Genomic DNA, 13,526 nt, shown 5'->3' on the forward strand with positions numbered 1-13,526 from the left:
CTCAGCGCACGATCGTGCCGGTGCGGCGGATCTTCCGCTGCAACTGCAGGATGCCGTAGAGCAGCGCCTCGGCGGTGGGCGGGCAGCCCGGCACGTAGACGTCGATCGGCACGATCCGGTCGCAGCCGCGCACCACCGAGTAGGAATAGTGGTAGTAGCCGCCGCCGTTGGCGCAGGATCCCATCGAGATCACGTAGCGCGGCTCGGGCATCTGGTCGTAGACCTTGCGCAGCGCCGGCGCCATCTTGTTGGTCAGCGTGCCCGCCACGATCATCAGGTCGGACTGGCGGGGCGAGGCGCGCGGCGCGACGCCGAAGCGCTCGGCATCGTAGCGCGGCATCGAGGTCTGCATCATCTCGACCGCGCAGCAGGCCAGCCCGAAGGTCATCCAGTGGAGCGAGCCGGTGCGCGCCCAGTTGATGATGTCGGCGGTCGAGGTGACGAGGAAGCCGCGATCCTCAAGCTCCCGCCCGAGGAGCTTGGGAACCTGTTCGCGGTCCGGCCCTGCGTCGTAGGCGTTGGTGGCGACGGTCATGGCGTATCCTGGCTGTTCGCGCGTCGGGCGCCCGCGGGCGCTCTCCATGTCAGGGAGGTAGCCGACCGCATGGGGTGTTTCAACGCGACAAGTCTACAGGCCTCCGTGTCCGGCGGCGAGGGGGGCCGACACCGCGACGCGATGCGCCGTCCGACGGGGGCCGGCCTCCCAGGGGGCGAGCGCCTCGCTCACTCCCAGTCGAGCGCGCCCTTCTTCCATTCGTAGGCGAAGCCCACGGTCAGCACGCCGAGGAAGACCATCATCGACCAGAAGGCCGCCATCGAGATCTCGCCGAAGGCAACGGCCCACGGAAACAGGAACGCCACCTCGAGGTCGAAGATGATGAACAGGATCGAGACGAGGTAGAAGCGGACGTTGAACTTCATCCGCGCGTCGTCGAAGGCGTTGAAGCCGCTTTCGTAGGCCGACACCTTTTCCGGGTCGGGGTTGCGCACGGCCAGCACGGCCGCCGCCAGCAGCAGGATCAGCCCCAGCCCGATGGCCAGCAGCATGAACACCACGATCGGCGTGTATTCTGCGAGAAACGCGTCCATCGCCCTCTCCTTCGCGCGTGATGTTCCGGGTATCGGGCCGGCGCGCGGCGGTCAACCGCGCCCCCGTCGCACCCTTGCCGCATCCCCGCCGGCGGCGGCGGCGCAGGCGCGGTGCCGCCCTACTCTGCCGCCTCGGTTTCCGGCCCGCCCTCGGGGGCGAGGCGGATCAGCGCGGCGCCCGCCTCGACCTGCGCGCCCTCGGCGACGAGGCACTCGGCCACCGCCCCGTCACGGGACGCGGCCAGCGCGTGCTCCATCTTCATCGCTTCCAGCACGGCGAGGCGCTGGCCCGCCGACACCGTGTCGCCCGGCGCGACCAGGAGCGCGCGCACGAGGCCGGGCATCGGCGCCTCGACCACGTCGCCCGAAGGCCCGGCAGCGGCGCCGCGGGCGAGCGGGTCGGGCACGGCGAAGGGCACGGGGCCGCCGTCGAACACGGTGACGCGGGCGCCCTCGACATGGGCCGCGGGCGCGGGCGAGCCGTCGAGCCACCAGCCGCCGGACCGCAGCTCGGCGGCGACCGTCACGCCGAGAGCGACGAGCTGCGCCCTGTCCGCCCCCCCCATCGACAGGCCGACGACGATCTCCTCGCCCGCGTGCAGCAGACGCACCTCGTGCAGAAGCGGCGCCCAGAGGGTGAACCCCGCCTGAGGCCCGGCCGCCTCGGGGCGCGCGACGGCGAGCGCGGCGGCGGCCATCGCGCGGGCCGAGGGCGCCGGCTCGGCCATCAGCGCCTTGCCGGCCCGCTCGATCAGGCCCGTGTCGACAGCGCCGGCGGCGAAATCCGCCTCGTCCGCGAGGCGCGCGAGAAAGCCCAGATTCGTCACGCAGCCCGCCACTTCGGTCGCCCGAAGCGCCTGGACGAGGCGGCGGCGCGACGTCTCGCGGTCGGGGCCGTGGGCGATCACCTTGGCGATCATCGGGTCGTAATGCGGCGAGACCGTATCTCCCGACCGCACGCCGGTATCCACCCGCACCCCTGCCGGAAAGCGCAGGTGGGTCAACCGCCCCGTGGCCGGCAGGAAGCCCGCCGCCGGATCCTCGGCATAGAGCCGCGCCTCCATCGCGTGGCCCTCGAGCGGCACCTCGGACTGCGCGAGCGGCAGGCGCTCGCCCGCCGCCACCCGCAGCTGCCACTCCACGAGGTCGAGGCCCGTGACAGCCTCGGTCACGGGGTGCTCGACCTGCAGGCGGGTGTTCATCTCCATGAACCAGAAGCCGTCGCTGCGCAGCCCGCGCGCGCCGTCGGCGATGAACTCGACCGTGCCCGCCCCGACATAGCCGATGGCCTCGGCCGCGCGCACCGCCGCCGCCCCCATCGCGGCGCGCACCTCCGGGCTCATGCCGGGCGCGGGCGCCTCCTCGATCACCTTCTGGTGGCGGCGCTGGAGCGAGCAGTCGCGCTCGTTCAGGTGGATGACGTTGCCATGCGCGTCGGCGAAGACCTGCACCTCCACGTGCCGGGGGCTCTCGATCCACTTCTCCACCAGCACCCGGTCGTCGCCGAAGGCCGCCCGCGCCTCGGCCCGGCAACTCGCCAGCGCCTCGCGGAAGCCGGCCGGGTCGGCGACCCGGCGCATCCCCTTGCCGCCGCCCCCCGCCACGGCCTTGATCAGCACCGGGTAGCCGATCGCCTCGGCCGCGCCCTCCAGATGGTCGTCGTCCTGCGCCTCGCCGTGGTAGCCGGGCACGACCGGCACGCCCGCCTCGGCCATGGCGCGTTTGGCGGCGTCCTTGAGCCCCATCGCCCGGATCGCGGCGGCGGGCGGGCCGACGAAGACCAGCCCCGCCGCCGCGACCGCCTCGACGAAGCCCGGGTTCTCCGAGAGGAAGCCGTAGCCGGGGTGGATCGCGTCTGCGCCCGTCGCCCGCGCCGCCTCGATCACCTTCGCCGCGTCGAGATAGCTCTCGGACGGCGCGGCGGGGCCGATCCGCACCGCGCGGTCGGCCGCCGCGACATGCAGCGCGCCGGCATCGGCGTCGGAATGGACGGCGACCGTCTCGAGCCCCATCGCCCGGGCGGTGCGCGCGATGCGAACGGCGATCTCGCCGCGATTGGCGATCAGCAGGCGGCGGATCATGCGTGGGCCTCCAGCGCGCCGGACAGCACCCGCTCGGCCGCCGCGTCGAAGGCGACGAGCGTCACGGTCGCGAGGCCCGTGCCCGGCAGCACGCGCCGCAGCGTGGCCACGGCGATCCCGGCCGCCCTTTCGCGCGGAAAGCCGAACACCCCGGTCGAGATGGCCGGAAAGGCAAGCGTCCGGCATCCCGCGGCATCGGCCAGCCGCACGACGCTGTCGTAGCAGGCGGCGAGCAGGCCCGCCTCGCCGCGTGCGCCCCCGGCCCAGACCGGCCCGACGGTGTGGATCACCCGCGCCGCCTTCAGCGCGTGCCCTGCGGTCAGCCGCGCCTCGCCCGTGGGGCAGCGGCCCACACGCCGGCACTCTTCCGCCAGCCCCGGCCCCGCGGCACGATGAATGGCGAGATCGACCCCGCCGCCGCCGCTCAGCCGTTCGTCCGCCGCGTTCACGATCGCGTCCACCGCGAGCGTGGTGATGTCGCCCCGCCAGAGCCGGATCTCAGCCATCGCGTTTCTCCTCCTCTTCCTCGCGGCGCCGACGCTCTTCCTCGACCTGCCGCTCGGCGGTGTAGGAGCGGAAGCGATGGCGGTAGATCAGGTTCGGCCGCTCGCCCTCGACGAGGTAGAAGATCGCCAGCACCGCGATCGCCGCCTGAACCAGCACAAAGACCTGCTCGGCCTGCGGCGCGCCCGTCAGCTCCTGCGCCCCGCCGCCGATCGTCTGCACGAAACCGATGACGAAGCGCGCGGGCAGCAGCACCGCCAGCACGTAGGCCCACGGCACCCGCAGGATCAGGCCGACCGCCGCCACCAGCGACACAAGCCCCAGCGCCCCGGTCCAGACCGGCGCCCCCGCGGCCAGCGCCAGCGCCACTTCCAGCCCGCCCGAGGCCGCGAACCACGCCGCGAGAGCCCAGAGCACGAGGCCGGGCCGCCCCTTGGGATGGGCCTCGGCCTCCTCGCGCGTGAGATGGACCCATTGCGCCCCGTTGGCATCGGCCACCGTGCGCACGATGCGGCGGTCGTCGCTCATGCTGCCTCCCTCCAGGCTCGCAGGGCCATCTGGCGCGGGCCCCTCACGAGGGTCCACCTCGCAGGGCGTCGATCTCGCCCTGGCACCAGCCGCCGCGACCGTAGCCGTCGTCCGCGCGAGCGAGCCCCTCGTCGACCAGCCAGCCCGAGAGACGGCGGTCGTCGACCGTGACGACGACCAGCGGCGTCTCGCGCCAGCCGAACCCGTCGAGATCGGCGCGCACCTCGTCCGCCGCCCAGAGCTGCGCCCGCACCGCCCACTTCGCGCGTTGCCCGGCGTAGAACTCGTCGGGGCAATCGACACCGAGCGAGGCCGGCGCGTCGGCCCCGAGCAGGCGGGCCGTCTGGCGCCCCACGATGTCGCAGGACAGGCGAAAGCGGTCGGCGTCGAGCACCCTCACGATGCGGCATTCGCCCGCGCGCTTGGCGGCCCCCATCGCGACGTCCGACGCGAGCGGCGCGACGAGCAGGAGGATCAGCCCGCCGCCAGACGCGAAAGCGGCCATCTTGAGCCGCCGCCGCCAGGCCTCTTGCCGGCGGATGCGTTCGGCATCGCTCAGGCGCTGCTTGCGTCGCCTGCGCCCTGCCTCGCTCATGCTGGCCCCTTCCATCCCGGCCCCATCAATCGTGGCCCCGTCCAATCTGGCCCCGTCCAATCTGGCCCCGTCCAATCTGGCCCCATCCATCCCGGCACCGTCCAATCCGGCACCGTCCATCACGGCACCGTCCATCCCGGCACCGTCCATCCTCGTGCAGCCGGCCCGCAGCGGGCCGGCACCGCGCTGCCCGGCCCTGGTCGCGGGTCCCGCCCCGCGCCGCGCCGGGGATTGCCGTCATGCCCCCCGCCCGGATGCGACCGCGGAAGTCGCCGCAGAGCGCGCGCAGCTCGTCGACGACGACGACGGACTGCGCCCCCCGGCAACGGAGGCGCGACACGGCGCGGCACGCCCCGATGGCGCCTGACCCGCTCACATCCGGAACACGCCGAAGCGTGTCTCGCCGATGGGCGCGTTGAACGCGGCCGAGAGCGAGAGCGCCAGCACCTCGCGGGCGCGGCGCGGGTCGATCACCCCGTCGTCCCAGAGCCGCGCCGAGGCGTAGAGCGGGTGCGACTGACGCTCGAACATCTCTTCGGTCGGGCGGCGGAACGCGGCCTCCTCGTCGTCCGACCACGTGCCGCCCGCCTTCTCGATCGCCGCGCGCCTCACGGTGGCGAGCACGCCGGCCGCCTGCCTGCCGCCCATCACGCCGATGCGGGAGTTGGGCCACGTCCACAGGAAGCGCGGCGAATAGGCCCGGCCCGCCATGCCGTAGTTCCCCGCCCCGAACGAGCCCCCGACGAGCATGGTGATCTTGGGCACCGCGGTCGTGGCCACGGCCGTCACCATCTTGGCGCCGTTGCGCGCGATTCCCTCGTTCTCGTAGCGGCGGCCGACCATGAAACCCGTGATGTTCTGCAGGAACACCAGCGGGATCTTCCGCTGCGAGCACAGCTCGACGAAATGCGCGCCCTTCTGCGCGCTCTCGGAGAACAGCACGCCGTTGTTGGCCACGATCCCCACCGGGCAGCCCGCGACATGGGCGAAGCCCGTCACCAGCGTCTCGCCGAAGCGCGGCTTGAACTCGTCGAGCCGCGAGCCGTCGACGAGGCGTGCGACCACCTCGCGGATGTCGTAGGGGGTGGAGAGACTCGCTGGAACGACGCCGAGGATCTCCTCGGGGTCGTAGGCCGGCGGCTCGGGGCTGGCCCAGTCGCGGCGCGGGTCGGGCACGGGGCCGAGCGAGGCGACGGCCTGCCGGGCGAGGGCGAGGGCGTGCGCGTCGTCCTCGGCGAGCTGGTCGGCGACACCGGAGAGACGGGTATGCACGTCGCCGCCGCCGAGGTCCTCGGCCGAAACGACCTCGCCCGTCGCGGCCTTCACCAGCGGCGGGCCGGCGAGGAAGATCGTGCCCTGCTCCCTGACGATGATGGTCACGTCCGACATCGCCGGCACGTAGGCACCGCCGGCGGTGCACGACCCCATCACCACGGCGATCTGCGCAATGCCCTGCGCGCTCATGTTCGCCTGGTTGTAGAAGATGCGGCCGAAATGGTCGCGATCGGGAAACACCTCGTCCTGGTTGGGCAGGTTCGCCCCCCCCGAATCGACGAGATAGACGCAGGGCAGCCGGTTTTCCTCGGCGATCTCCTGGGCGCGGAGATGCTTCCTGACGGTCATCGGGTAGTAGGTGCCGCCCTTCACCGTGGCGTCGTTGCACACCACCATCACCTCGCGCCCCGCGACCCGGCCGACGCCGGCGATGACGCCCGCGCAGGGCGCTGCGCCGTCATACATGCCATGCGCGGCGGTGGCCCCGATCTCGAGGAAGGGTGAGCCCGCGTCGAGCAGCCCGGCCACGCGGGCGCGCGGCGACATCTTCCCCCGCGCGACATGACGGACGCGCGCAGCCTCCCCGCCGCCGGCGGCGGCCGCCTCCGCAACCGCACGGATCTCGGCGAGCGCCGCCAGGTGCGCCTCGCGATTGGCGGCAAAACCGGGCGCACCCGGAGCGACCTGACTGACGATCTTCATGTGCACCCCGTCGGACTGGACGGGCCCGGTCGCCGCCCGCGCGACGGCCAAATTCCTTCACAAGGAATTTGCAATTTCCTTGCCAAGGAAATTGGGCCGCGCCTGCGGCGCGCGGGCCATCGCTCGATGATCATCCCTGCTGCGCCTCCGTCGAGGACCCGCCGATCATGCGCCGCGCCATCAGCCAGCGGTTGCGGTAGGCGTAGCGGGCCGCGCGGCTCACGTCGGTCTGGAAGCTCGCGTTGACCACCGCCGCCACGGCCCCCCCGACGATGGGCACGACCTGGCCCGCCTTGCGGCCGGCGAGGCTCGCGCCCAGCTGGCGCGCCACCCGCTCGACGATCTTTTCGGTCACCCATTCGCCCCCCTTCTCGAGCACCAGCCGCCCGCCGGGCGAGTTGAGCCATTCGGCCATGCGGTTGAGCTCCGCCAGCCGCTCCTGCCGGCCCTCGTCGGCCTGGCTCGTCGCCACTTCGAGCACCATCAGGCGGAACGCGGCCTCCTCCTCGCCCAGACCCTCGACCCCGTAGGCGAGGCCCGTCGCGCGCACGTTGCGCGCAGCCAGCGTCAGCGTCGCGGGAATGTCGGCGGTGACGCCCGCCGCCCCGAACCAGCCGGCGGCGAAGCCGCTCGCGGCGTTGCCGCCCGAGGCCCAGGCCTGCACGCGCCGCGCCTCGGCCTCGCAGGCGGCGAGGTCGGACGGGTCGTGGTCGAGCGCCGACAGCGTCGCCCCCGCCACCCGGTCGGCCGCACCCAGGGCGGCGCGCACCATCTCGGGCGGCACGGCGCGGGCGAAGGCGCCGCCAAGCGGGCGGGTGATGCGTTCCGCGCCGCTGCCGAGGCGCGTGCGCCGCGCCTCCTCGTAGGCGCGCTGGGCGCGCAGCGCCTCGGCCACCACCCCGGCGAGCGAAGGATCGTGCGGACCGGTCGGCGCGCTCATGCCTCTTCCTCCGCAAGCTCTGCCGCCCGCGCCCTGAGCGCCCGGCGGATCACCTTGCCGGTGACGGTCATCGGCAGATCCTCCACGAAATGGACGAGGCGCGGGTATTCGTGCGCCCCGAGATGCTCTCTTACATGGGATTGCAGCGCCGCGCGCAATGCCTCCGAGGGCGGGTGCCCCTCGCGCAGGACGACGAAGGCGGTGACGGCCTCGGTGCGCGCGGCGTCGGGCGTGCCGACGACGCCGGCGCTCGCCACCGCCGCGTGCGTCAGCAGGCAGTCCTCCACCTCGCCCGGTCCGATGCGGTAGCCCGACGACGTGATGATGTCGTCCTCGCGGCCGACGAAGCGCAGCGCCGCGCCCTCGCGCAGCCCGCGGTCGCCCGTGAGCATCCACTCGCAGCGGAACCTGGCGGCCGTGGCCTGCGGATCGTTCCAGTAGCCGAGAAACATCGAGGCCGAGCCGCGCCGCACGGCGATGTCGCCCTCGCCCTCGGTCGGCCGCCCCTCGGCGTCGATCACCGCGACCTCGTGCCCCGGCACGGCGCGGCCCATGGCGCCGGGCACCGCCTCGAAAAGGGCCGCGCAGGAGGAGACGACCATGTTGCATTCGGTCTGGCCGTAGAACTCGTTGATCGTCAGCCCGAAGGCCCGCCGCCCCCAGGCCAGCATCTCGGCGCCGAGGGGCTCGCCCCCGCTCGCCACCGAGCGCAGGCCGGGCAGGCGCAGGTCGGCCGCCCGGAGCGCGCGCAGGGCAGTTGGCGGGAAAAAGACGTTGCGAACCCCGCAGCTGCGCACGACCTCGATGCAGCCCTCCGGCGTGAACTTGCGCAGCCGGGCCGCGACGACCGGCACGCCATGGAACAGCCCCGGCATCAGCACGTCGAACAGCCCGCCGATCCACGCCCAGTCGGCCGGCGTCCAGAGCACGTCGCCGGCCCTGGGCAGCAGGTCGTGGGACATCTCGACGCCCGGCAGGTGGCCGCGCAGCACGCGGTGGCCGTGCAGCGCGCCCTTGGGCCCTCCCGTGGTGCCCGAGGTGTAGATCAGCACGGCAGGGTCGTCGGGGCCGGTCGCGGCGGGGATCATCGGCGGCCCGCCGGAACGGAGGTCCATCTCCTCGGGCACGAGGATGTCCGCAAGATCGGGCAGTTCGGCCGCCAGCCCCGACAGGCGCGCCGCGCTCTCGGGGTCCGCCACCACGGCGCGGGCGCTCGAATCGGAAAGCCGCTCGGCGAGGGCCCGGTCGCCGAACAGCACGAAAAGCGGGATCGAGATCGCCCCCAGCTTCCAGATCGCCACATGGGCGGCGGCGGTCCAGGGCGATTGCGCGCGCAGCACGCCCACCCGGTCGCCGCGGCCCACGCCCTGCGCGGCGAGCGCCCGGGCCAGCGCGTCGGCCATGGCGCGCAACTGGCCGTAGGTCGTGACCGAAAGCTCCCCGCCCGCCGGCTCCAGGATGGCCGGGCGGTCGGGATCCGCCTCGGCCCAGCGGTCGCACGCCTCCTCGGCCATGTTGAGCCGCGCGGGCAGCCGCCACCCCTCGCCGGCGGCAAGGCGCGGATAGAGCGCGCCGGGATGTCCGGGCGGCAGGCTCATGCACGGTGCTCCGGGTTGGCGTGGTCGAAGCGGCAGCCGGCGGCCCAGGCGCGCCGGTCGTTTCCGTGGTTCGGAAGGCCCCCGGCCTCGGCCAGCATCCGCGCCATGTGCATCAGGTTCCACGTCATGATCGTGGTGTTGCGCTGGGTGAACTCGTTGTCGAAGCCCGCGCGGGTGCCGTCCTCCAGCGCGTCGCCGTAGGAGGGGCCCGGCCCCGCCTCGCCGATCCAGCCGCAATCGGCCTGCGGCGGGATCGTCAGCCCAAGGTGCGAGAGCGCGTAGCAGACCGACATCGCGACATGCTTGACCCCGTCCTCGTTGCCGGTGACGACGGCGCCGCCCACCTTGCCGTAGAAGACCGACTGCCCCCTTTCGTTCAGCTCGCCCGACATGCCGTAGAGCCGCTCGATGAGCATCCGGCAGAGCGAGCTTTCCTCGCCCAGCCAGATCGGCGTGCCGACGATGCAGATCTGCGCCTCCTGCACCCGCTCCCAGAGGGCCGGCCAGCCATCGGCCTCGTACCCGTGCTCGGTCATGTCGGGATAGACGCCGGGGACGACGCCCGAGGCGGCCATGTGCACGTGCTCCACATGCACGCCGTTCTTCGCCATCATCTCGGCGACCACGTCGAGCAGCAGCCGGGTGTGGCTGGCATGCGCGTCGCGCTCGAGCGAGCAGTTGAACAGGATGGCGCGAAGGCCGGTGAAATCGTGGCTGCCGTCGCAGAGGGCCTGTTGGCGGTCGCTGAGGGTCATCGCTCGGGGTCCTCCCTGATCTCGCGGATCTCCCTGTCGAGGAAGTAGCTGATCGCCGACCGAATCGCGACGAGCAGCGCGAGAAAAATCAGGTCGCCGAGGGCGAGGCTGAGCGCGGTGTGGATGATGTCGGACACGATGAACAGCTCGAGACCGGCCAGGATGTAGCGGCCCAGCTCCACCCGCTCGCGGTTGATGACGCGGGCGCGCGCCGCCTCCTTGTGCTTGAACTCGGCTCCGACGAAGCCCCGCAGGAAACGTACCGTGCCGATCAGCATGACTGCGATGGCGAGCAGGTCGACGCTGGCGGCCACCCATTCGAGCGCATGCACCACATGTGCGAGCTCGGAATGGAGGATGCCCTCCGTCCCGCCGAGATCGGTCATCCCGTCCATGCGTCCCCCGGGGTGCGTCTGCTGGGGCGACGCGATACGCCCGTGGCGTCACGGGCCGCCGCCCGGCGGCGGGCGCCTCTCAGTCCTTCGCCGCCGAGCGCTCGAGGAAGAGCGCCTGCGCGCCCGTCTGGCGCACCATGCACCAGGCGGCGGACATCGAGGCCTCCGGCGTGCCCCGGTGCAGCATCGCCTCGAAGGCGCAGCGCTTCTCGCGCCAGTCCTTCCAGGCGTCCTGCATCAGCGCGAGATCCTCCGTCAGCTTGAAGGGCACCTTCTTCGCCATCTCGGTCCGGGCGAAGGCGGCATCGGCCGCTTCGGCCTTTTCGTGCATCGCGTCGTAGGCGGCTTGCATCCGCCGCGCCCAGTAGCGCGTCTCGCGCTCCATGCAGAGCGAGACGTCGACCGCGCCGGCGTTGGGGATGCCCCGCACGCAGGCCTGCGCCGCCTCGCCCACGCAGAGCGGACGATGGTCGGAACGCCGCGCGTCCTCGATGCAGTCGAGCGTGGGCTGGATGTCGAAGTCGACCTCCTGGGCGGGCGCGCCGAGGGGCGCGGCGAGGATGAGGGCGGCGAGCGCAAGGGCGGTGCGCATGCGATAACTCCGTCGTCGTTGTGCGCTCGGCGGCTACAACATTGCGCGCGCCTCTGCAGCGCAGCGTGACGTCGCGGGCGCGGATGCGCGCCCTGCCATGCGGCATGTGCATGGCAGGGTCTGTGCCCTCAGCGGCCGACAACGGGGGCCTCCGCACCCAGCGTGCGCTCCAGCCGCAGGGTCTGCCGCGCGGTCTCGTGCATCAGGCAGGCATACGTCGCCGGACCTCCGCCCGTCCCGCCGCCCCATTGCGACCGCTCGTAGTCGCAGGCCGCGTCGCGGAACGGGATCCACGCCCGTTGCATGGCTCGCAGGGCGTCTGCCCGCGAGGCAGGCGGTGCATCGGAAAGCCCGGCGATCTCCGCGTCGATCCGCTGCTCCTGCGCCATCAGGCGACCATAGACGGCGTTGAGCCGCGCGTCCCACCATTCCAGTTCCTTCCAGAAGCAGAACGACATGACCACGGTCGTCTCGCCCCCCGGCTGGGCCTGGCAACTCTCGGCCGCACGGCCGATGCACGCCCGGGCGCCGCCGGCCTCGATGCAGTCGCGTGTCGGGACGATGTCGAAGGCCGGGTCGGGCTGCTGCTGGGCGGCCGTGGGCGCGGCGAGCAGGGCGAGGGCGACAAGGCAGCGCATCCTGCCTTACCCCATCGCCGCCATCAGCTCGCGGCCGATCAGCATGCGCCGGATCTCGGAGGTGCCCGCGCCGATCTCCATCAGCTTGGCGTCGCGGAACAGCCGGCTGACCGGCGCGTCGTTGAGGAACCCCGCGCCCCCCATCGCCTGCACCGCCTGGTGGGCCTGCTTCATCGCCTCCTCGGAGGAATAGAGCACGCAGGCCGCCGCGTCCTGCCGCGTCACCGTCCCCCTGTCGCAGGCGCGGGCCACCTCATAGACATAGGCGCGGGCCGAGTTGAGCGCCGTGTACATGTCGGCGATCTTGCCCTGCATCAGCTGGAACGAGCCGATCGGCTGCCCGAACTGCTTGCGCTCGGCCATGTAGGGCATGATCTCGTCGAGGCAGGCGGCCATGATGCCGGTGCCGATGCCCGCCAGCACCACCCGCTCGTAGTCGAGCCCCGACATCAGCACGCGCACGCCCTGCCCTTCCTGCCCGAGCACGTTCTCGAAGGGCACCTCGACATCCTCGAAGACCAGTTCGGCGGTGTTCGAGCCGCGCATCCCCAGCTTGTCGAAATGCGGGCTGGTGGAGAAGCCCGTCATCGACTTCTCGATCAGGAATGCGGTGATGCCCTTCGATCCCGCCTGCGGGTCGGTCTTGGCATAGACCACCAGCACGTCGGCGTCGGGGCCGTTGGTGATCCAGTATTTCGTGCCGTTCAGCCGGTAGTGGTCGTTGCGCTTCTCGGCGGCGAGGGTCATGCCGACCACGTCGGAGCCCGCGCCCGCCTCGGACATGGCCAGCGCGCCGACATGCTCGCCCGAGATCAGGCCGGGCAGATACCGGCGCTTCTGCGCCTCCGTCCCGTTCAGGCGGATCTGGTTCACGCAAAGGTTGGAATGCGCCCCGTAGGAGAGCGAGACCGAGGCCGAGGCGCGCGCCACTTCTTCCACGGCGACCGTGTGGGCCAGATAGCCCATGCCCGCCCCGCCATACTCGTCTTCGACGGTGATGCCGAGCAGGCCGAGCTCGCCCATCTCGCGCCACAACTCGGGGGGAAAGACGTTGCTCGCGTCGATTTCGGCGGCGCGGGGCCGGACCCGCTCCTGCGCCCAGCGGTGAACGGTCTCGCGCAGGGCGGCAACATCCTCGCCCAGATCGAACGCCATGGATGCGGTGAACATGGGCGACGGGCCTCCCTTCCCGAGATATTGAACGCCCGTTCAATTTATCGGGGGCAAGACCTTCGGTCAATCGCGGTCCGCGCCCTGCCGGGCGCGGACCGGTCGGCCCGGGAACGGGCCTGACGCCGAAGAGGTGATGGTCACACCTGCAGATCGACCTCGCTCTCGGTAATCACGCCATCGTCGTTCGCGTCGATCCACTCGAACACGCCGTTACGGTATTCGGCCGCGTCGATCAGGTCGTCGGTGTTGGCGTCGTAGTCGGTGAACCACGGCGCCTCGCCCGCGGCCTCGTCGTACTCGGCGCGGGTGATCCGGTCGTCGCCGTCCTGGTCCCACTCCGACAGGTCGAGGTTGACCTCGTCCTCGCCGATGCGGGTGTCGGCCCAGGTGTCCCACTCGGCGACGGTCAGCATGCCGTCGCCGTTCAGATCCATCATGTCGTAGGTGGCGACGTAGAATTCCGAGCGGCCGAGACCCTCGTCGGCATCGGCGTCGTAGGCGTCGAAATCGCCCTCGTCCTGCCACCAGGCCTCGTATTCGGCGCGATCGATTTCCGGGTTCTCGTCGAATTCCCAGTTCTCGAGATACTGCGCCGAGGCGGGCGCGGCGGCGAGGCCGAGCGCGAGGACGCTGGCGGTGATCAGGTGGCGGGTCATGCGTG

General features: G+C 72.2%; 15 protein-coding genes and 1 pseudogene. All 16 read right to left on the reverse strand.

Annotated features, from left to right (window positions below):
• Window position 1 precedes the first annotated feature (1 nt).
• Window positions 2-535, reverse strand: a complete 534-nt coding sequence (locus DLJ49_RS12585) for a NuoB/complex I 20 kDa subunit family protein (protein WP_115393907.1) — start codon at window positions 533-535, stop codon at window positions 2-4.
• 188 nt (window positions 536-723) lie between these two features.
• Entirely contained in the window at window positions 724-1,089 is a 366-nt protein-coding gene (locus tag DLJ49_RS12590) for an NADH-quinone oxidoreductase subunit A (RefSeq protein WP_115393908.1), read from the reverse strand.
• Window positions 1,090-1,208: 119 nt separating this feature from the next.
• Window positions 1,209-3,170: an acetyl/propionyl/methylcrotonyl-CoA carboxylase subunit alpha gene (locus tag DLJ49_RS12595; protein WP_115393909.1), complete on the reverse strand. Its 1,962-nt coding sequence runs from the start codon at window positions 3,168-3,170 to the stop codon at window positions 1,209-1,211.
• On the reverse strand, window positions 3,167-3,676 hold the full coding sequence (locus DLJ49_RS12600; RefSeq protein ID WP_115393910.1) for a macro domain-containing protein: 510 nt from the start codon (window positions 3,674-3,676) through the stop codon (window positions 3,167-3,169). Before DLJ49_RS12600 ends, DLJ49_RS12595 begins: the two co-directional genes overlap by 4 nt.
• Window positions 3,669-4,202, reverse strand: a complete 534-nt coding sequence (locus tag DLJ49_RS12605) for a hypothetical protein (protein ID WP_115393911.1) — start codon at window positions 4,200-4,202, stop codon at window positions 3,669-3,671. Before DLJ49_RS12605 ends, DLJ49_RS12600 begins: the two co-directional genes overlap by 8 nt.
• Window positions 4,203-4,245: 43 nt before the next feature.
• Window positions 4,246-4,797, reverse strand: coding sequence for a thermonuclease family protein (locus tag DLJ49_RS21780; protein ID WP_233488991.1), 552 nt, complete (start codon window positions 4,795-4,797; stop codon window positions 4,246-4,248).
• Window positions 4,798-4,947: pseudogene (locus tag DLJ49_RS22875) on the reverse strand (pentapeptide repeat-containing protein); the annotation flags it as partial.
• A gap of 222 nt (window positions 4,948-5,169) precedes the next feature.
• Window positions 5,170-6,774, reverse strand: coding sequence for a carboxyl transferase domain-containing protein (locus DLJ49_RS12615; protein ID WP_115393962.1), 1,605 nt, complete (start codon window positions 6,772-6,774; stop codon window positions 5,170-5,172).
• 130 nt (window positions 6,775-6,904) lie between these two features.
• Window positions 6,905-7,714, reverse strand: coding sequence for an EcsC family protein (locus tag DLJ49_RS12620; RefSeq protein ID WP_115393912.1), 810 nt, complete (start codon window positions 7,712-7,714; stop codon window positions 6,905-6,907).
• Window positions 7,711-9,312 carry an AMP-binding protein gene (locus DLJ49_RS12625; protein ID WP_115393913.1) on the reverse strand — a complete coding sequence of 534 codons (1,602 nt, stop codon included), beginning with the start codon at window positions 9,310-9,312 and terminating at the stop codon, window positions 7,711-7,713. The genes DLJ49_RS12620 and DLJ49_RS12625 overlap by 4 nt, the downstream gene beginning before the upstream one ends.
• On the reverse strand, window positions 9,309-10,067 hold the full coding sequence (locus DLJ49_RS12630) for a flavodoxin family protein (protein WP_115393914.1): 759 nt from the start codon (window positions 10,065-10,067) through the stop codon (window positions 9,309-9,311). Before DLJ49_RS12630 ends, DLJ49_RS12625 begins: the two co-directional genes overlap by 4 nt.
• Window positions 10,064-10,462 (reverse strand): DUF1622 domain-containing protein, encoded by a 399-nt coding sequence (locus DLJ49_RS12635; protein WP_115393915.1) that lies wholly within the window; start codon window positions 10,460-10,462, stop codon window positions 10,064-10,066. The genes DLJ49_RS12630 and DLJ49_RS12635 overlap by 4 nt, the downstream gene beginning before the upstream one ends.
• Before the next feature lie 79 nt (window positions 10,463-10,541).
• Complete coding sequence (locus DLJ49_RS12640) at window positions 10,542-11,054, reverse strand: lysozyme inhibitor LprI family protein (RefSeq protein ID WP_115393916.1); 513 nt, start codon at window positions 11,052-11,054, stop codon at window positions 10,542-10,544.
• 128 nt (window positions 11,055-11,182) lie between these two features.
• Window positions 11,183-11,692: a lysozyme inhibitor LprI family protein gene (locus DLJ49_RS12645; RefSeq protein WP_115393917.1), complete on the reverse strand. Its 510-nt coding sequence runs from the start codon at window positions 11,690-11,692 to the stop codon at window positions 11,183-11,185.
• A gap of 6 nt (window positions 11,693-11,698) precedes the next feature.
• Window positions 11,699-12,862 (reverse strand): isovaleryl-CoA dehydrogenase, encoded by a 1,164-nt coding sequence (locus DLJ49_RS12650; protein ID WP_115393918.1) that lies wholly within the window; start codon window positions 12,860-12,862, stop codon window positions 11,699-11,701.
• Between the two features lie 140 nt (window positions 12,863-13,002).
• Entirely contained in the window at window positions 13,003-13,521 is a 519-nt protein-coding gene (locus DLJ49_RS12655; protein WP_115393919.1) for an EF-hand domain-containing protein, read from the reverse strand.
• Between the last annotated feature and the right edge of the window lie 5 nt (window positions 13,522-13,526).

The organism is Rhodovulum sp. 12E13 (genome assembly GCF_003340565.1).
Taxonomy (GTDB): Bacteria; Pseudomonadota; Alphaproteobacteria; order Rhodobacterales; family Rhodobacteraceae; genus HLUCCA09.